17 protein-coding genes are annotated in these 17,849 nt (G+C 53.1%); 8 read left to right on the forward strand and 9 right to left on the reverse strand.

All coding sequences use genetic code 11. The features are described from left to right. The first annotated feature begins 108 nt into the window (after nt 1-108). Nucleotides 109-1,161: a 3-deoxy-7-phosphoheptulonate synthase AroG gene (gene aroG, locus QNN86_RS05065; RefSeq protein ID WP_096757811.1), complete on the forward strand. Its 1,053-nt coding sequence runs from the start codon at nt 109-111 to the stop codon at nt 1,159-1,161. A gap of 109 nt (nt 1,162-1,270) precedes the next feature. Here the strand turns inward: aroG and gpmA are convergent, their stop codons facing one another. The 7 genes from gpmA to modE form a co-directional block, all read right to left on the reverse strand. After that, a complete protein-coding gene (gene gpmA / locus QNN86_RS05070; RefSeq protein WP_096757810.1) occupies nt 1,271-2,023 on the reverse strand; it encodes a 2,3-diphosphoglycerate-dependent phosphoglycerate mutase in 753 nt (250 codons plus the stop codon). Nucleotides 2,024-2,245: 222 nt separating this feature from the next. Further along, the gene (gene galM, locus QNN86_RS05075; RefSeq protein ID WP_182270157.1) at nt 2,246-3,286 is read right to left on the reverse strand and encodes a galactose-1-epimerase; all 1,041 of its coding nucleotides are present in this window, start codon (nt 3,284-3,286) and stop codon (nt 2,246-2,248) included. Next, nucleotides 3,280-4,428 (reverse strand): galactokinase, encoded by a 1,149-nt coding sequence (galK, locus tag QNN86_RS05080; protein ID WP_414210708.1) that lies wholly within the window; start codon nt 4,426-4,428, stop codon nt 3,280-3,282. The genes galM and galK overlap by 7 nt, the downstream gene beginning before the upstream one ends. Before the next feature lie 2 nt (nt 4,429-4,430). Then, nucleotides 4,431-5,477: a galactose-1-phosphate uridylyltransferase gene (gene galT, locus QNN86_RS05085; RefSeq protein WP_181618946.1), complete on the reverse strand. Its 1,047-nt coding sequence runs from the start codon at nt 5,475-5,477 to the stop codon at nt 4,431-4,433. A gap of 9 nt (nt 5,478-5,486) precedes the next feature. Further along, entirely contained in the window at nt 5,487-6,503 is a 1,017-nt protein-coding gene (gene galE, locus QNN86_RS05090) for a UDP-glucose 4-epimerase GalE (RefSeq protein ID WP_181618947.1), read from the reverse strand. A gap of 216 nt (nt 6,504-6,719) precedes the next feature. Next, entirely contained in the window at nt 6,720-8,192 is a 1,473-nt protein-coding gene (gene modF, locus QNN86_RS05095) for a molybdate ABC transporter ATP-binding protein ModF (RefSeq protein WP_182270154.1), read from the reverse strand. Between the two features lie 67 nt (nt 8,193-8,259). Beyond that, on the reverse strand, nt 8,260-9,048 hold the full coding sequence (gene modE / locus QNN86_RS05100) for a molybdenum-dependent transcriptional regulator (RefSeq protein ID WP_182270153.1): 789 nt from the start codon (nt 9,046-9,048) through the stop codon (nt 8,260-8,262). A gap of 129 nt (nt 9,049-9,177) precedes the next feature. On the opposite strand from modE, the gene QNN86_RS05105 reads away from it, so the two are divergent. The 4 genes from QNN86_RS05105 (at nt 9,178) to modC (ending at nt 12,050) form a co-directional block, all read left to right on the forward strand. Then, nucleotides 9,178-9,327, forward strand: coding sequence for an AcrZ family multidrug efflux pump-associated protein (locus tag QNN86_RS05105; RefSeq protein ID WP_085047482.1), 150 nt, complete (start codon nt 9,178-9,180; stop codon nt 9,325-9,327). A gap of 199 nt (nt 9,328-9,526) precedes the next feature. Further along, nucleotides 9,527-10,300 (forward strand): molybdate ABC transporter substrate-binding protein, encoded by a 774-nt coding sequence (gene modA, locus QNN86_RS05110; protein WP_414210709.1) that lies wholly within the window; start codon nt 9,527-9,529, stop codon nt 10,298-10,300. Further along, complete coding sequence (modB, locus tag QNN86_RS05115) at nt 10,300-10,989, forward strand: molybdate ABC transporter permease subunit (RefSeq protein WP_117341655.1); 690 nt, start codon at nt 10,300-10,302, stop codon at nt 10,987-10,989. Before modA ends, modB begins: the two co-directional genes overlap by 1 nt. 2 nt (nt 10,990-10,991) lie before the next feature. Continuing rightward, the gene (gene modC / locus QNN86_RS05120) at nt 10,992-12,050 is read left to right on the forward strand and encodes a molybdenum ABC transporter ATP-binding protein ModC (protein ID WP_414210710.1); all 1,059 of its coding nucleotides are present in this window, start codon (nt 10,992-10,994) and stop codon (nt 12,048-12,050) included. On the opposite strand, the gene QNN86_RS05125 is transcribed toward modC, so the two are convergent. Next, nucleotides 12,051-12,869 carry a pyridoxal phosphatase gene (locus QNN86_RS05125; protein ID WP_279277095.1) on the reverse strand — a complete coding sequence of 273 codons (819 nt, stop codon included), beginning with the start codon at nt 12,867-12,869 and terminating at the stop codon, nt 12,051-12,053. It lies immediately after the preceding gene. Nucleotides 12,870-13,035: 166 nt separating this feature from the next. Between QNN86_RS05125 and pgl the strand changes: the two genes are divergently transcribed. Beyond that, nucleotides 13,036-14,031 (forward strand): 6-phosphogluconolactonase, encoded by a 996-nt coding sequence (gene pgl, locus QNN86_RS05130; RefSeq protein ID WP_414210711.1) that lies wholly within the window; start codon nt 13,036-13,038, stop codon nt 14,029-14,031. Nucleotides 14,032-14,096: 65 nt separating this feature from the next. Here the strand turns inward: pgl and QNN86_RS05135 are convergent, their stop codons facing one another. Continuing rightward, complete coding sequence (locus QNN86_RS05135; RefSeq protein WP_115259017.1) at nt 14,097-15,041, reverse strand: LysR family transcriptional regulator; 945 nt, start codon at nt 15,039-15,041, stop codon at nt 14,097-14,099. 179 nt (nt 15,042-15,220) lie between these two features. Here QNN86_RS05135 and QNN86_RS05140 point away from each other — a divergent pair, with 179 nt between their 5' ends. Then, nucleotides 15,221-16,276, forward strand: coding sequence for a 4-oxalomesaconate tautomerase (locus QNN86_RS05140; RefSeq protein WP_115259016.1), 1,056 nt, complete (start codon nt 15,221-15,223; stop codon nt 16,274-16,276). Between the two features lie 80 nt (nt 16,277-16,356). Continuing rightward, a complete protein-coding gene (locus QNN86_RS05145; protein ID WP_117341659.1) occupies nt 16,357-17,790 on the forward strand; it encodes an anion permease in 1,434 nt (477 codons plus the stop codon). Nucleotides 17,791-17,849: the final 59 nt, after the last annotated feature.

A 17,849-nucleotide genomic window follows, 5' to 3' on the forward strand; every position in this document is an offset into this window, starting at 1 on the left:
CAGGATTAATCCGTCCAAAGTGTAAAACCCCGTTTACACTTTAGAACTGAAGATATAGATTGGAGGGATTGCATTCATTTATATAAGTATGGCAACGCTGGAATAATCATGAATTATCAGAACGACGATTTACGCATTAAAGAGATCAACGAGTTACTTCCCCCGGTCGCACTGCTGGAAAAATTCCCTGCTACTGAAAATGCCGCAAACACGGTTGCTCACGCCCGCAAAGCGATTCATAAAATTCTGAAAGGCAGCGACGATCGCTTACTGGTGGTGATCGGGCCGTGCTCGATTCATGATCCGGCAGCCGCCAAAGACTATGCCGCTCGCCTGCTGGCGCTGCGTGATGAGCTTAAAGACGAGCTTGAAATCGTCATGCGCGTCTATTTTGAAAAGCCGCGTACCACCGTCGGCTGGAAGGGGCTGATCAACGATCCGCATATGGATAACAGCTTCCAGATCAACGATGGCCTGCGCATTGCGCGTAAGCTGCTGCTGGATATTAACGACAGCGGCTTGCCTGCGGCGGGTGAATTCCTTGATATGATTACCCCACAGTATCTGGCCGATCTGATGAGCTGGGGGGCTATTGGCGCACGTACGACTGAGTCCCAGGTTCACCGTGAGCTGGCATCCGGTCTTTCCTGCCCGGTTGGTTTTAAAAACGGTACCGATGGCACCATCAAAGTGGCGATCGATGCAATCAACGCCGCTGGCGCGCCGCACTGTTTCCTGTCGGTGACTAAATGGGGTCATTCAGCCATTGTGAATACCAGCGGTAATGGCGACTGCCATATCATTCTGCGCGGTGGTAAAGAGCCGAACTACAGTGCTCAGCACGTTGCAGACGTGAAAGAAGGGCTGGTTAAAGCTGGTTTGTCTGCGCAGGTGATGATCGACTTTAGCCATGCCAACTCCAGCAAGCAGTTTAAAAAGCAGATGGATGTGGCTACAGACGTTTGTGGGCAGGTAGCCGGCGGTGAGAAAGCGATTATTGGCGTAATGATCGAAAGCCATCTGGTGGAAGGTAATCAGAATCCGGATAGCGGCGAGCCGCTGACTTACGGCAAGAGCATTACCGATGCCTGCATTGGCTGGGAAGATACTGATGCGGTACTGCGTCAGCTGGCAGAAGCGGTAAAAGCGCGTCGCGGGTAAAAAACTTATCCGGGCTACGCTCGGTAGGCCGGATAAGGCAACGCTGCCATCCGGCAATAAAAAAGCGTGGAGCATTCCACGCTTTTTTCGTTTGAACCGGGATGAAAAATTACTTCGCTTTACCCTGGTTGGCAACGGCGGCCGCTTTTGCAGCGATCTCGTCAGCATTACCCAGATAGTAACGTTTGATCGGCTTGAAGTTTTCGTCGAACTCATACACCAGCGGTACGCCGGTCGGAATGTTCAGTTCCAGAATTTCATCTTCGCCCATGTTATCCAGGTATTTCACCAGCGCACGCAGGGAGTTACCGTGAGCGGCGATAATCACGCGCTCACCGCTTTTCATGCGCGGCAGAATGGTTTCGTTCCAGTAAGGGATAACGCGCTCGATAGTCAGCGCCAGGCTTTCGGTAACCGGTAGCTCTTTGTCAGTGAGTTGAGCATAACGCGGATCGTGCCCCGGATAGCGCTCGTCATCTTTGGTCAGCTCCGGTGGGGTGACCGCGAAGCCACGACGCCATTGTTTAACCTGCTCGTCACCGTATTTTTCAGCGGTTTCGGCTTTGTTCAGCCCCTGCAGCGCGCCGTAATGACGTTCGTTCAGCTTCCAGGATTTTTCAACCGGAAGCCACGCTTGATCCAGTTCATCCAGTACGTTCCAAAGGGTGTGGATGGCACGTTTTAGCACAGACGTGTAAGCAAAATCGAAGCTGTAACCTTCCTCTCGCAGCAGTTTGCCTGCCGCTTTTGCTTCGCCTACGCCTTTCTCGGACAGATCAACATCGTACCAACCGGTAAAGCGGTTTTCGTTGTTCCACTGACTTTCACCGTGACGTACCAGTACCAGCTTAGTTACAGCCATACATTGACTCCTATAAATCACATTGAATGATAATAATTCTCATTATATTGCCGTAATGCGTCAGCGGCAATGCTTACGCATAACCATAGCGAAAATAGCCGCGCAGTGTAAGGTTCTTGTGAACTCAAGGTTGCGATTTTGTCTTTTGGTGATGAGGTTTTGAGCAGGTTGGGGGAGGGCAATAAACGACGAGCCCGATACTGGACTCGTCATGGTCAATCGTCAGGCCGGAATAAACCGGTATTCCGTTACGCTGGCGTATTCTTCGCCCGGATGCAGGAAACAGTCTGGCTGTGGCCATTCCGGATGGTTTGGGCTGTCCGGCAGAAACTCGCTTTCTAGCGCCAGACCTTGCCAGTCGGCGTACGCCTCTGGGCCACGGGACGGCGTGCCGCCGAGGAAATTCCCGGAGTAGAACTGCAAAGCCGGGGCCGAGGTGTAGACCTCCATCTGCAATTTTTCATCCTGCGACCACAGCAGCGCGACCGGCTTACGGACATCACCTTGTGCCTGTAGCAGGAAAGCGTGATCGTAACCTTGTACGTGGCGCTGATCGTCATCGGTCAGAAATTCGCTGGCGATAACTTTTGGCGTACGGAAGTCAAAAGAAGTGCCCGCCACCGGCTTTAGGCCCTCGTGTGGGATACCCATCGCATCAACCGGCAGATACGTGTCGGCGAGGATCTGCAGCTTATGCTGGCGGACATCGGTTTTATCACCGTCGAGGTTGAAATAAACGTGGTTGGTCAGATTCACCGGGCAGGGCTTATCGACCGTCGCGCGATAGGTGATTGAAATGCGATTGTCGTCGGTCAGGCGATACTGCGCTGTCGCGCAAAGGTGGCCAGGGAAACCCTGGTCGCCATCGTCAGAGGTCAGTGCGAACAGCACCTGACGATCATTTTGATTGACTATTTGCCAGCGACGTTTATCGAAACCGTCCGGCCCGCCGTGCAGCTGGTTTTCACCCTGGCTTGGCAGTAATTCAACGGTTTCACCAGCGAAGGTGTAACGGCTGTTGGCGATACGGTTCGCGTAGCGGCCAATCGATGCCCCCAGAAACGCAGCTTGATCAGGATATTGCTCCGGGCTGGCGCAGCCGAGCAATGCTTCACGCACGCTACCATCGCTCAGAGGAATGCGGGCCGACAACAGCGTTGCGCCCCAGTCCATCAGGTTGACCACCATCCCTGCGTCATTACGCAGGGTCAGCAGACGAAACGGCTGGCCATCGGGGGCCATGACGGGAATTTCGTTTAGCACTGTCCGGCTCCTTGTGAAGGTTTACACACATAGAAGGTTTCTTTGATACCTGTTTTCGCTTCGTACTGCGCAGCGACAGCCTGCTGTACCGCAGGAACCAACGCTTCAGGGATCAGCGCCACAATGCAGCCGCCGAAGCCGCCGCCGGTCATGCGCACGCCGCCCTGGGAGCCGATAGTCGCTTTGACGATCTCCACCAGGCTATCAATTTGCGGCACGGTAATTTCAAAGTCATCGCGCATGGAGGCGTGAGATTCCGCCATCAACTGGCCCATGCGCAGCAGGTCACCTTTTGCCAGGGCATCAGCAGCTTCCACGGTGCGGGCATTTTCGGTGATCACGTGGCGGACGCGTTTGGCGACGATCGGGTCCAACTCATGGGCGACGGCGTTGAATGCCTCAAGGCTGACATCACGCAGCGCGGGCTGCTGGAAGAAGCGCGCGCCGGTTTCGCACTGCTCGCGACGGGTGTTGTACTCACTGCCGACCAGCGTACGCTTAAAGTTACTGTTAATGATCACCACGGCGACGCCTTCAGGCATGGAGACCGCTTTGGTACCCAGCGTACGGCAGTCGATCAGTAGCGCATGATCTTTCTTGCCCAGCGCGGAAATCAGCTGATCCATGATGCCGCAGTTGCAACCGACGAACTGGTTTTCGGCTTCCTGACCGTTCAGGGCAATCTGCGCGCCGTCGAGCGGCAGGTGATAAAGCTGCTGGAACACGGTGCCGACCGCCACTTCCAGCGACGCTGAGGAGCTTAAGCCAGCGCCCTGCGGTACATTGCCGCTGATCACCAGATCGGCACCGCCAAAGGCGCTATTACGCTTTTGCAGGTGTTTTACCACGCCGCGGACATAGTTCGACCACTGCTGGCTGTCATGGGCGATAATCGGCGCGTCGAGAGAGAACTCATCAACCTGATTCTCGTAGTCGGCGGCAATCACGCGCACGATGCGATCGTCACGCGTCGCACAGCTGATCACGGTTTGGTAGTCGATGGCGCAAGGCAGAACGAAGCCATCGTTATAGTCAGTATGTTCGCCAATCAGGTTAACGCGGCCCGGAGCCTGAATGACGTGAGTAGCAGGGTAGCCGAATTTCTCAGCGAACAGGGTTTGGGTTTTATCTTTCAGACTCATTGTTATTCTCCGGACTCGCGAAAGTGGATGTCGCTGACCGCGCGCAGGCGCTCAGCCGCTTGTTCTGCCGTCAGGTCGCGCTGGGTTTCCGCCAGCATTTCATAACCGACCATAAATTTACGCACGGTCGCGGAACGCAGCAGGGGCGGATAAAAATGCGCGTGCAACTGCCAGTGCTGATTCTCTTCGCCATTAAACGGTGCGCCGTGCCAGCCCATGGAATAAGGGAAAGAGCACTGGAACAGATTGTCGTAACGGCTGGTCAGTTTCTTCAGCGCCAGCGCCAGGTCGGCACGCTGCGCGTCGGTCAAATCGGTAATGCGCAGCACATGTGCTTTAGGCAGTAGCAGCGTTTCGAACGGCCATGCCGCCCAGTACGGCACGACCGCCAGCCAGTGCTCGGTTTCTACCACCGTGCGGCTGCCGTCTGCCACTTCGCGGTTAACGTAGTCAACCAGCATTGGCGATTTCTGCTCGGCGTAGTACTCGCGCATCAGGCGGTCTTCGCGCTCGGCTTCGTTGGGCAGGAAGCTGTTGGCCCAAATCTGACCGTGCGGATGTGGGTTCGAACAGCCCATCGCCGCGCCTTTATTTTCAAACACCTGTACCCAGGGATAGGTTTTACCTAAATCTGCGGTCTGTTCCTGCCACGTTTTCACAATCTCCGTCAGCGCAGGCACGCTGAGTTCCGGCAGCGTTTTGCTGTGATCGGGTGAGAAGCAAATGACACGGCTGGTTCCACGTGCGCTCTGACAGCGCATCAACGGATCGTGACTGTCCGGTGCGTCCGGGGTGTCGGACATTAGCGCGGCAAAATCATTGGTAAAGACGTAGGTGCCGGTGTAATCCGGGTTTTTGTCGCCGGTTACGCGCGTGTTACCTGCACACAGGAAGCAGTCTGGATCGTGCGCGGGTAAAACCTGTTTAGACGGCGTTTCCTGCGCCCCTTGCCAGGGGCGTTTGGCGCGATGTGGTGAGACGAGGATCCACTGCCCGGTAAGCGGGTTAAAACGGCGGTGTGGATGATCGACAGGATTGAATTGTGTCATGACGTGTCCTTAATCCGAATATCCCTGCGGATGGCGTGACTGCCAGTGCCAGGTGTCTTGTGCCATTTCGTCCAGCGTGCGGGTTACGCGCCAGTTTAATTCGCGATCGGCTTTGCTGGCATCTGCCCAGTAGGCGGGAAGATCGCCGTCACGGCGCGGTGCAAAATGGTAGTTAATCGGTTTACCACAGGCTTTGCTGAAGGCGTTGACCACGTCCAGTACGCTGCTGCCGACGCCCGCGCCGAGGTTATAAATATGCACACCTTGTTTACCCGCCAGTTTTTCCATGGCGACAACGTGGCCGTCGGCGAGATCCATCACGTGGATGTAATCGCGAACGCCGGTACCGTCTTCGGTTGGGTAGTCGTTGCCAAATACGGCAAGCGACTCGCGGCGGCCAACGGCAACTTGAGCAATGTAAGGCATCAGGTTGTTGGGAATGCCCTGCGGATCTTCGCCCATATCGCCTGACGGATGTGCGCCAACCGGGTTGAAGTAGCGCAGCAGGGCGATGCTCCACTCAGGTTGTGCTTTTTGCAGATCGGTCAGGATCTGCTCGACCATCAGCTTACTTTTGCCGTACGGACTTTGTGGTGTGCCGGTGGGGAAGCTTTCGACGTAAGGAATTTGCGGCTGATCGCCGTAGACTGTGGCGGAGGAGCTGAAGATGAAGTTCTTGACGTTGGCGGCGCGCATCGCGTTTACCAGACGCAGGGTACCGTTGACGTTGTTGTCGTAGTATTCCAGTGGTTTGGCTACAGACTCACCCACGGCCTTCAGACCGGCAAAGTGAATGACCGTATCAATGGCGTGATCGTGGAGAATTTCGGTGATCAGCGCTTCGTTGCGGATATCCCCTTCAATAAAGGTCGGATGCTTTGCGCCTAAACGCTCGATAACGGGCAGTACGCTGCGCTTACTGTTGCAGAGGTTATCAAGGATCACCACGTCGTGACCATTTTTCAGCAACTGTACGCACGTGTGGCTTCCAATGTAACCGCTACCACCTGTAACCAATACTCTCATAATTCGCTCCGTTAAGCCTATGGTATGCAATAATCCTAGCATAACAAAGATGCGAAAAGTGTGACATGGAATAAATTAGTGGAATCGTTTACACAGTGGTATTTTCACTCGCTTTCATTGTTTATTTTATTTTAAATCATTATGTTAGGTTATTATTTCAGCGTTTATCTGAAAAAATGCACAAAAAAGGGCGTGTTCAACGCCCTGGCATGAAAATTAACGCAGAGAGGTTTGTCGATAACCGTAAATATCGTCCTCAGGTACAAACTCCAGTCGATGGGTAATGCAGGCTGGCGCATCTTCGGCGTGGTGAGAGACGAACAGTAGTTGAGTTTCACCTTCACCGATCAGCACATCCACAAACCGACGAATCAGTTGGCGATTGAGCGGATCCAGACCTTGCAAGGGTTCGTCGAGGATTAACAGCGTAGGGTGCTTAACCAGCGCGCGAACAATCAGCGCCAGCCGCTGCTGGCCCCAGGAAAGGCTGTGAAACGGCGCATCGGCGGTTCTTTTATCGATACCCAGAATGTCTAACCACTGCTGTACCAGCTTGCGCTGTCGGTCAGAAACCGCCTGATAGATGCCAATTGAATCAAAATAACCGGAGAGGATCACGTTGCGTACCGTGGTACTGACACGGTATTCCAGATGCAGGCTGCTGCTGACATAACCAATATGTTTTTTAATATCCCAGATAGTTTCACCGCTGCCCCGGCGGCGGCCAAACAGGGTCAGGTCGTTGCTGTAACCCTGCGGATGATCGCCAGTGATTAAACTGAGCAGGGTGGATTTCCCCGCGCCGTTTGGGCCGACAATTTGCCAGTGCTCGCCCGTATTAACCTGCCAGCTCAGATGATGAAGGATAGGGCGATCGTTATACGAGACTACGCCATCGTTGAGCACAATACGTGGCTCGTTTTCAGGCAGTATGTGGCGTACGGAGGGCTCATCGGGTTCGGGTAAAGTAATCCCGGTCAGCTGCTCGCTATGCGCAAGCTGGGCTATCAGTGCCTGTTGCAGTAAACCGGCTTTCTCGCCGGTTTCAGTCAGCGTGCAATCGGCAAGTACGCCAGCAAACTGCACGAACTCGGGTATTTCATCAAAGCGGTTGAGGACCAGCACCAGCGTAATACCTGCCTGATGCAGCGTGGCGAGCAAATCCGCTAACTGATGACGTGACGCAACGTCCAGCCCGTCAAACGGTTCATCCAGGATCAGCAATTCCGGTTCCGACATCAGCGCCTGACAAAGCAGGGTTTTACGTGTTTCGCCGGTAGAGAGGTATTTGAAACGCCTGTCGAGCAGATGCGCAATGCCAAACTGCTGCGCCAGCGCTTTGCATCGCGCTGGATTTTTGATTTCATCCTGAATAATTTCTGCCGTCGTGCGTCCGGTGTCGTCTTCGCCGGGGCTGAGGAGATCGGTGTTATTACGCTGCCATTCGTCGCTGACCAGTTGCTGCAACTGCTCAAAGGAGAGTCGGGTGATGCGCGTGAACTGACAGCGGCGCTCGCCTTTTAACGGCGGCAACTCCCCCGCCAGCGCACGCGCTAACGCGGATTTCCCACTGCCGTTAGAACCGACAAACGCCCAGCTATCCCCCGCGCTCAACGTCAACGTATTCAACTGAAGCGTTTTTGTGTCGCTCAGACGAAACGTGCCTTGCGAAATTTGCAACGATGACATTTTATATCCCATGTTTTGCAGCAATAAACAACAGGGATACGTGTTCTGCGAGCCGATGTCAATCGACTCAACACAACGTCGCGATAATCACTCTGTCGGCGTTGAAATACGCGGTGACGTTAGCACCTTCTTGCAGTGTCGCGGCGTCTTCAGACGGAACCGTGGCGCATAGCGTCTGGCCATCGGGCAGCGCCATTAACACTTCGCACTGTTCGGCGCTACGCTCAATATGGCTGATGGTTCCCTGTAGTTGGTTATCGGCCGCCTGGGCGATGGCGTCGTCCTGGGTGATCCCCACCCATGGTGCCTTCAGCAGGACCAGCACTTCTTTACCTTCATCCAGTCCCAGCCTTTCGCCGCTTTGCGCCGTCAGCGCGACTTTCAGCCGCGTTTCGCCATCAGCCAGCAGGACATCGACATGTTGCTGAACCTGAGAGTGGTCGCGTGCGGTAATGGTGCCAAACCACTGGTTACGGGCGCTGGTTTGCAGTGAAAAACGGGAGATGGCCGCCAGCAGGCTATTGAGCGGCAGCGCATCGTCATCGCTCAATACATCAAAAGCTTTTTGTTGGATTTGCGCCAGTAAATCGTACAGCTGGATCAAGCGTTGGCCGTAGCGTGTTAACACCGCGCCGCCGCCGCCCTTGCCGCCGGTGGCGCGCTCTACCAGCGTTTGCTCACTAAGCTGGTTCATCTCATTGATGGCATCCCAGGCGCTTTTATAACTGATGCCCGCATCCTTAGCGCCCTGACTAATAGAGCCGGAAAGCGCAATGTGCTTAAGCAGCGAAATGCGGCGGGGATCGGCAAACAGCTTTTGCTGAAGTTTCAGCGTAAGAAGGATTTCGGCCTGCATATCAAGCTCCTGGCAAAAAGGATATTGTGACGGAAAACCGCGCGCGCGCAAAGCCGACCGCACAAAAGGGGAGTGCATTTCTGTGTTATGTGGTTAAAATACAGCTAAGGACTACATCTGGAGTTGATCATGTTAGAGTTATTGAAAAGTCTGGTATTCGCCGTAATCATGGTTCCTGTGGTGATGGCCATCATTCTGGGGCTGATTTACGGACTGGGTGAAGTGTTCAACATTTTCTCCGGTATCGGTCAGAAAGATCAGTCCAAGCAGAACCATTGATTCCCCAAACGCCCGCTCAGTCGGGCGTTTATCTTTTTCACCTTCCATTCCGTTTTCTGTGCCTATAGCTTCTCAAGATCCTGCTTTTCCTGCCGATAATTTCTCTATGTAATCTCTGATGGGTATCAATAACCACTAGGAAAACCCTGAATTACTCGTTATATTTGCGCGTACATAACGAAACTCAAAGGAGTTACAGATGGCACGTACATGGTTACGCTTGTTTGCAGGGGCAACACTTTCTCTAACTGTCGCCGGACATGCACTGGCGGATGAAAGCAAAATCACAGTGTTCGCCGCGGCGTCGCTGACTAACGCGATGCAGGACATTGCGGCACAGTATAAAAAAGAGAAGAACGTTGATGTTGTCTCCTCTTTTGCCTCTTCTTCTACGCTGGCGCGCCAGATTGAAGCCGGTGCGCCCGCCGATCTGTTTATTTCTGCCGATCAGAAATGGATGGATTACGCGGTAGACAAAAAATCTATTGATACTGCAACGCGCAAAACGCTGCTCGGAAACAGCCTGGTGGTTGTGGCACCGAAAGCCAGTGAGCAAAAAGACTTTGCCATCGACAGTAAAACCAACTGGACCAGCCTGTTGAACGGCGGGCGTCTGGCGGTCGGCGATCCGGAACATGTTCCGGCGGGCATTTACGCCAAAGAAGCGCTGCAAAAACTGGGTGCATGGGATACCCTTGCACCGAAACTGGCGCCTGCTGAAGACGTACGCGGCGCACTGGCGCTGGTCGAGCGTAACGAAGCCCCGCTGGGGATTGTTTACGGTTCCGATGCTGTCGCCAGCAAAGGCGTCAAAGTGATAGCCACTTTCCCGGAAGATTCACACAAAAAAGTCGAATACCCAGTCGCGATTGTTGATGGGCATTCCAACGCCACGGTCAGCGCGTTCTATGATTACCTGAAGGGACCGCAGGCTGCTGATATCTTTAAACGTTATGGATTTACGACCAAGTAATGATACTCAGCGATCCTGAATGGCAGGCCGTTATACTGAGCCTGAAAGTTTCTTCCCTGGCCGTGCTGTTCAGCCTGCCGTTTGGGATCTTCTTTGCCTGGCTGCTGGTGCGCTGCACGTTTCCAGGTAAAGCTCTGCTCGACAGCGTGCTGCACTTGCCACTGGTACTGCCACCGGTGGTGGTCGGTTATCTGCTGTTAGTGGCCATGGGGCGACGCGGATTTATCGGCGAGCGGCTGTACGACTGGTTTGGTATTACGTTTGCCTTCAGCTGGCGCGGCGCGGTGCTGGCGGCGGCGGTGATGTCTTTCCCGCTGATGGTGAGGGCCATCCGTCTGGCGCTTGAAGGCGTGGACGTCAAGCTGGAACAGGCCGCCCGTACGCTGGGGGCCGGTCGCTGGCGCGTATTCCTGACCATCACCTTGCCGCTGATGCTACCGGGCATTATTGTCGGCACGGTGCTGGCATTTGCCCGCTCGCTCGGCGAGTTCGGCGCGACGATCACCTTCGTTTCCAATATTCCTGGCGAAACCCGCACTATCCCTTCGGCGATGTACACCCTGATCCAGACTCCTGGCGGTGAAAGCGCGGCGGCGAGACTTTGCATGATTTCTATTGTGCTGGCGTTAATTTCGCTACTGATTTCTGAGTGGCTGGCGCGCATCAGCCGCGAACGGACGGGGCGATAATCATGCTGGAACTGAATTTCACCCAGACGTTAGGCTCGCACTGTCTGACGCTCAACGAAACGTTACCCGCCACTGGCATTACCGCGATTTTTGGCGTGTCCGGGGCGGGCAAAACCTCGCTGATTAACGCCATTAGCGGACTGACGAAGCCGCAGTCCGGGCGCATTGTGCTCAACGGTCGGGTGTTGAACGATGTAGAAAATGGCATCTGTTTAACCCCTGAAAAACGCCGGGTCGGCTACGTTTTTCAGGATGCGCGCCTGTTCCCGCATTATAAAGTGCGCGGTAACCTGCGCTACGGCATGGCGAAAAGCATGGCCGGGCAGTTTGATAAGCTGGTGACGTTGTTAGGGATTGAACCGCTACTCGAGCGCCTGCCTGGTAGCCTTTCCGGCGGTGAAAAACAGCGCGTGGCCATTGGTCGGGCGCTGCTGACCGCGCCTGAGTTGCTGCTGCTTGACGAGCCGCTGGCGTCACTGGATATTCCGCGTAAGCGTGAACTGCTACCCTACCTGCAACGCCTGGCGCGCGAAATCAACATCCCGATGCTGTATGTCAGCCATTCGCTGGATGAGATTTTGCATCTGGCCGATAAAGTGATGGTGCTGGAGAACGGTCAGGTCAAAGCATTTGGCTCGCTGGAGGATGTCTGGGGGAGTAGCGTGATGCACCCCTGGCTACCGAAAGAGCAGCAGAGTAGCATACTGAAAGTTAACGTACTGGAGCATCACCCGCATTATGCGATGACCGCGCTGGCGCTGGGCGATCAGCATCTGTGGGTCAATAAGCTGGATAAACCGCTGCAAACTGCGCTGCGCATTCGTATTCAGGCGTCGGATGTTTCACTGGTATTACAACCGCCGCAGCAGACCAGTATTCGTAACATACTGCGCGCCAAGGTTGCCCAGTGCTATGACGATAACGGGCAGGTGGAAGTGCAGCTTGAGGTCGGCGGTAAAACTCTGTGGGCGAGGATCAGCCCGTGGGCCAGGGATGAACTGGGTATCAAACCTGGCCTGTGGTTGTACGCGCAAATTAAGAGCGTGTCGATAACCGCCTGATTACAGCAGGTGAGAATAGATAAATTTGGCGATGCTGTCGGTGGTGTTGTCGCCAATCACAATATTGGCGCGGGCCTTGACTGCGTCGTCTGCGTTACCCATCGCCACGCCGGTGCCTGCGGCTTCCAGCATGCTGATATCATTAAAGTTGTCGCCAAAGGCGATGACATTCTCCATTGACCCGCCCTGTGCTTCAATCCACTGGGTCAGGCGTTTTCCTTTGCTGTTGCCTTTGCGGGCCACGTCGACCTGATCGTGCCATGACCATTCGCACTCCAGCCCCAGCTGTTGCTCAACGTGCTTGCCAAACTGCTGCAACTTAGGAATGTCTTCGTCGGTCAGGGCAAATTTCCACACGGCGTTAACATCATGTGCGGCCTGCGCCAGTGAAGGAACCTGGGTGAAGGTCGGGCGCTGCTCCGGTGGAAGGGTTTGCGCCCAGTTTGCGGTACGCACCACATGTCCGGTCGGGCGCTCATACAGCATGGCGTCGTCGACATACATCAGACCGTGGATCTGATGTGCCTCCAGCAGATCGATCAGTTGCAGCGCCTGATCTACGGGAAGGGGATCGGATTGCAGAACCTTTTTTGCCTGATAATCATACAAGTAAGTGCCATTACAGCAAATTGCAGGTGTATCCAGCGCCAGTGCCTGATAAAAAGGATGAATAGCAACGTGATGGCGACCCGTGACAATGATAAGTTGGTAGCCGGCTTCTCTGGCGCGCGAGAGCGCTTCGAGAGAAGAGTGCAGTAAGGTTTTTTTCGGGGTCAGCAACGTACCGTCTAAATCCAGGGCAATCACGCGAGTGGTCATCAGTTATTCCAGATTAAGGTTGAGAATTGTGTCTTTGGGCATGGTACACCGAGTCGGCAACCGGACAAAATTCTGAGTCTTAATTAAGCATTCACCGTTAAAAGCGTCTACCTTAGGCGTGTGTCAGGCAATTGCAGTCACTTGCCAAAAAGTAAAAGGAGCATTCATGAAGCAAACCGTTTATACCGCCAGCCCTGAGAGTCAGCAAATCCACGTCTGGAGCCTGAATCACGACGGTTCACTGACGCTGACACAGGTGGTTGATGTACCGGGTCAGGTGCAGCCGATGGTCGTCAGCCCGGATAAGCGCTATCTGTATGTTGGCGTGCGTCCCGAGTTTCGCGTGCTGGCCTACCGCATTGCGCCGGATGACGGTGCGCTGACCTTTGCTGCAGAATCTGCGCTGCCGGGCAGCCCGACGCATATTTCGACCGATCATCAGGGGCGTTTTGTGTTTGTCGGATCGTACAACGCGGGCAATGTGAGCGTCACGCGTCTGGAGGATGGCCTGCCGGTTGAGCTGGTGGATGTAGTGGAAGGTATGGACGGGTGCCACTCGGCCAATATCTCTCCGGATAACCGCACGCTGTGGGTTCCCGCACTGAAGCAGGATCGTATCTGTCTATTTGGCCTCAGTGATGATGGCAAGCTGATCGCACAGGATCCGGCGGAAGTGACGACGGTAGAAGGCGCGGGGCCACGTCACATGGCGTTCCATCCGAATCATCAGTACGCCTATTGCGTCAACGAGCTGAACAGCTCTGTTGACGTCTGGGAACTGAACGATCCGCACGGAGAAATTGAGTGTGTACAGACGCTGGATATGATGCCAGCTGATTTCTCCGACACCCGCTGGGCGGCAGATATTCACATCACGCCTGATGGTCGTCACCTGTATGCCTGTGACCGTACCGCCAGTCTGATTACGGTCTTCAGCGTCTCAGAAGACGGAAGCGTGCTGACGAAAGAGGGCTTCCAGCCTACCGAAACCCAGCCGCGTGGTTTTAATATCGACAGCCGCGGAAAATACCTGATTGCCGCCGGGCAGAAATCGCACCACATTGCGGTGTATGACATTGCGGGTGAGCAGGGACTGCTGACCGAGAAAGGTCGCTATGCGGTTGGACAAGGCCCGATGTGGGTCGTGATCAACGAATACTAAGACTTTATGCCAAATGGCCTACGATAAGCACACGCTTCGTAGGCCTGATAAGGCATTAGCCGCCATCAGGCACTCTGTTTCCCCTGGAGATCGGAAATCGGTCGCCACAAGTTGTCCTTCTCTTCGGCCCACAGATTTAACAGCAGAGAAAAAAAGCGTTCAGCGGGAGGAGAGAGCACCGCATCTTTACGCCGAATAACGCCTAACGTGCGCCTAATCACGGGCTCAACCAGCGGGATGCCGATCAGAGTTGGATGCGACGTGTGCGGCATGGCCAACCCTGGCAACGCGGAAACCCCCAGCCCAGCCTCCACCAGGCCAAGCGAGGTGGATAAATGGCGAACCTCGTAAAACCAATCCAGCTTCCACGGTTTATCTGCCAGGTGTTGCTCAATCAGCAATCGGTTACCGCTCGACGAACGCACGCCTATTAATTTGCAATTCACCAGTTCTTGCCATTCGACCAGCTGTTTATGGGCGAGCGGATGATCGCGCCGACATGCCAGAACAAAGGGTTCGTTAACCAGCGGGGTGAATTCAATGGAAGAATTTGTGATGTTGTTCATGTTTATGCCAAAATCAGCCTCGTTGCAAAGTACGGATTCCATACAATTATTCGTACCTTGTTCAATAATTCGCACCTTAATATTGGGATATAGCTCATTAAATTTGCCGATCGCCAACGGTAAAAAATAGAAAACGGCGGTAGGGATACAGGATAACGTTACCATCCCGTGATAATGTGTATTCATTTTGCTGATATTAAAGATTGTTTCATCTAGGGTTCTAATTAATTCACGCGCTTCTGGTAATAACAACTGGCCTGCTTTTGTTAATGTGACTTTGCGGGTTGTTCTCTCAAATAGTTGAGTGTGTAAATACTCTTCCATTTTCTTTATTCTACGTGTTAATGCAGGTTGCGTAATATTAAGTAACTTAGCCGCATTGTTAAAAGAATTGGACTCTGCCAGCGTGACAAATGCTTTCATGCTCGATAATTCATGTTTCATTCCGACTCCAGACAAGGTTAAGGGACGTTCTGTCCTGATAGAGCGACCAGTTTACCTGCCATTGTTAATCTTGAATTAATAAAAAAAAGTCACTAATCACGACAACAAAGTCATTAGCCAGCGTATTTCACGCATGTAATCCTGTCTTTAATATGAATAATATAGTTGAGGACATTGGCGTGAAAAAAATACCTTGCGTTATGATGCGTGGAGGAACCTCCAGAGGCGCATTTTTATTAGCAGAACATCTACCACAAGAGAAAACGCAGCGTGATGATGTATTGATTAAAATTATGGGTTCCGGGAATGCGCTGGAAATCGACGGTATTGGTGGGGGTAATCCGCTAACCAGTAAAGTGGCGATTATCAGCCGTTCAACCGACCCACAGGCAGATATTGATTATTTATTTGCTCAGGTTTTGGTGCATGAACAACGTGTCGATACCACGCCAAACTGCGGCAATATGCTTTCCGCCGTCGGGGGATTCGCCATCGAAAATGGGCTGATTGCCGCCACAGCGCCGACGACGCGCGTACGGATTCGCAATATAAACACCAATACATTTATTGAAGCCGATGTGCAGACGCCGCAAGGTGTTGTTGAATATGAAGGCCCGGTAAAAATAGACGGCGTACCGGGTACGTCAGCGCCTGTGGCACTCACGTTCCTGAATGCTGCGGGATCCAAAACAGGACGTATTTTCCCAACGGGGAACCATCGTGATTATTTTGATACCGTTCCGGTGACCTGTATAGATATGGCGACACCGGTGGTGATTATTCCCGCTGAATATCTGGGCAAAACCGGTTATGAATCACCGGAAGAACTGGATGCTGACTCAGAATTATTAGCACGCATGGAATCTATTCGCTGTCAGGCAGGGCTGGCTATGGGGTTAGGGGATGTTTCCAATATGGTCATTCCTAAACCTATCCTTATTTCAGCGCCGCAGCAGAGTGGTGCAATTACTGTGCGCTATTTTATGCCTCACGCTTGCCATAAAGCGCTGGCGATCACTGGCGCTATTGCCATTGCCAGCAGTTGCGTGATTGCTGGGACGGTAACTCAGCAGGTAGCACCGGGGGTAGGGTATGGAAATATCAGCATTGAACACCCCGGTGGCTCACTGGATATTTATTTGAGTAATGAAAGTGATGATGCTACGGCTATTCGTGCCTCGGTGATTCGCACCGCCCGGAAAATATTTTCTGGTGAGGTTTACCTTCCCGCATAACGTTAATTAAAACGGTTATGCATCGCGGATACTGGATTTATTTCGCGAGATTGCCTGTACGTATAAATCAGGAATACCACATGAATGTGAAATCATTATGGAAGCTAATCGTTATATTGGCGATCCCCTGTATTATTGGCATTATTCCTGCGCCAGCAGGATTAACGGAACTGGCCTGGGTTCTTTTCGGTATTTATCTTGCCGCTATTGTCGGGTTGGTGATCAAACCTTTTCCTGAGCCGGTCGTGTTGCTGATTGCCGTCGCGGCATCAATGGTCGTGGTCGGTAATTTAGGTCACGGCGTACTAAAAACCAGCAGCGTTCTCAGCGGTTATGCGTCAGGCACCACGTGGCTGGTTTTCTCTGCATTTACGCTAAGTGCCGCTTTTGTGACCACGGGGCTGGGCAAGCGCATCGCCTATATTCTGATCGGCAAAATAGGTAACACCACGCTGGGGCTGGGCTACGTCACGGTATTTCTGGACCTGGTTCTGGCGCCGGCAACGCCATCGAATACCGCGCGAGCGGGAGGGATTGTGCTGCCAATCATCAATAGCGTGGCGGTGGCATTGGGGTCTGAACCAGACAGAAGCCCACGCCGTGTTGGCCACTACCTGATGATGACGGTCTATATGGTCACCAAAACCACCAGCTATATGTTTTTTACCGCCATGGCAGGCAACATCCTGGCATTGAAAATGATTAACGATATCTGTCACCTGCAGTTAAGTTGGGGCGGATGGGCGCTGGCGGCGAGTTTACCTGGTATTGTGATGTTGCTCCTGACTCCGTTAGTTATCTACTTTATGTATCCGCCTGAAATTACCAAAGTGGATAACAAAACCATCGCCAAAGCCGGGCTCCAGGAACTGGGGCCGATGAAAGGGCGAGAAAAAATGCTGTTGGGCATTTTTGTTCTTGCACTATTAGGGTGGATCTTCAGTAAAAGCCTCGGCGTTGATGAATCAACGGTGGCCATTGTAGTGATGGGCGCGATGCTCCTCTTGGGCGTAGTGACCTGGGATGATGTGGTAAAAAATAAAGGGGGCTGGAATACCTTAATTTGGTACGGCGGAATTATTGGCCTGAGTTCTTTATTATCGAAAGTGAAGTTTTTTGACTGGTTAGCTGAACTGTTCAAAAATAACCTCTCTTTTGACAATCATAGCAATGTAGCCTTCTTCGTTATTTTGTTCCTGAGTATTATTGTCCGCTATTTCTTCGCTTCCGGTAGCGCTTATATTGTGGCGATGATGCCCGTCTTTGCCATGTTAGCGAATGTCTCTGGTGCACCACTGATGTTAACGGCTCTGGCATTACTCTTCTCTAACTCATATGGCGGAATGGTAACCCATTATGGCGGCGCGGCGGGTCCGGTTATTTTCGGTGTGGGCTATAACGACATTAAATCGTGGTGGCTGGTTGGCGGCATGCTGACATTCTTAACTTTTATTGTGCATATCACCCTGGGCGTATGGTGGTGGAGCATGTTGATTGACTGGAATATGTTGTAAATAACACGTCAATCTTCAGCCTATTAAATTTATTGATTAACAATGCCTTTGTGCACGGT

Origin of the sequence: Citrobacter sp. C348 (genome assembly GCF_047467975.1) — a bacterium.
Lineage (GTDB): Bacteria > Pseudomonadota > Gammaproteobacteria > Enterobacterales > Enterobacteriaceae > Citrobacter > Citrobacter gillenii.

What these genes read in the sequence shown, in the direction of transcription:
- aroG (WP_096757811.1), top strand. Translation starts at nt 109, where the DNA reads ATGAATTATCAGAACGACGATTTACGCATTAAAGAGATCAACGAGTTA.
- gpmA (WP_096757810.1), bottom strand. Translation starts at nt 2,023, where the DNA reads ATGGCTGTAACTAAGCTGGTACTGGTACGTCACGGTGAAAGTCAGTGG.
- galK (WP_414210708.1), bottom strand. Translation starts at nt 4,428, where the DNA reads ATGAGTCTGAAAGATAAAACCCAAACCCTGTTCGCTGAGAAATTCGGC.
- galT (WP_181618946.1), bottom strand. Translation starts at nt 5,477, where the DNA reads ATGACACAATTCAATCCTGTCGATCATCCACACCGCCGTTTTAACCCG.
- galE (WP_181618947.1), bottom strand. Translation starts at nt 6,503, where the DNA reads ATGAGAGTATTGGTTACAGGTGGTAGCGGTTACATTGGAAGCCACACG.
- modF (WP_182270154.1), bottom strand. Translation starts at nt 8,192, where the DNA reads ATGTCATCGTTGCAAATTTCGCAAGGCACGTTTCGTCTGAGCGACACA.
- modE (WP_182270153.1), bottom strand. Translation starts at nt 9,048, where the DNA reads ATGCAGGCCGAAATCCTTCTTACGCTGAAACTTCAGCAAAAGCTGTTT.
- QNN86_RS05105 (WP_085047482.1), top strand. Translation starts at nt 9,178, where the DNA reads ATGTTAGAGTTATTGAAAAGTCTGGTATTCGCCGTAATCATGGTTCCT.
- modA (WP_414210709.1), top strand. Translation starts at nt 9,527, where the DNA reads ATGGCACGTACATGGTTACGCTTGTTTGCAGGGGCAACACTTTCTCTA.
- modB (WP_117341655.1), top strand. Translation starts at nt 10,300, where the DNA reads ATGATACTCAGCGATCCTGAATGGCAGGCCGTTATACTGAGCCTGAAA.
- modC (WP_414210710.1), top strand. Translation starts at nt 10,992, where the DNA reads ATGCTGGAACTGAATTTCACCCAGACGTTAGGCTCGCACTGTCTGACG.
- QNN86_RS05125 (WP_279277095.1), bottom strand. Translation starts at nt 12,869, where the DNA reads ATGACCACTCGCGTGATTGCCCTGGATTTAGACGGTACGTTGCTGACC.
- pgl (WP_414210711.1), top strand. Translation starts at nt 13,036, where the DNA reads ATGAAGCAAACCGTTTATACCGCCAGCCCTGAGAGTCAGCAAATCCAC.
- QNN86_RS05135 (WP_115259017.1), bottom strand. Translation starts at nt 15,041, where the DNA reads ATGAAACATGAATTATCGAGCATGAAAGCATTTGTCACGCTGGCAGAG.
- QNN86_RS05145 (WP_117341659.1), top strand. Translation starts at nt 16,357, where the DNA reads ATGAATGTGAAATCATTATGGAAGCTAATCGTTATATTGGCGATCCCC.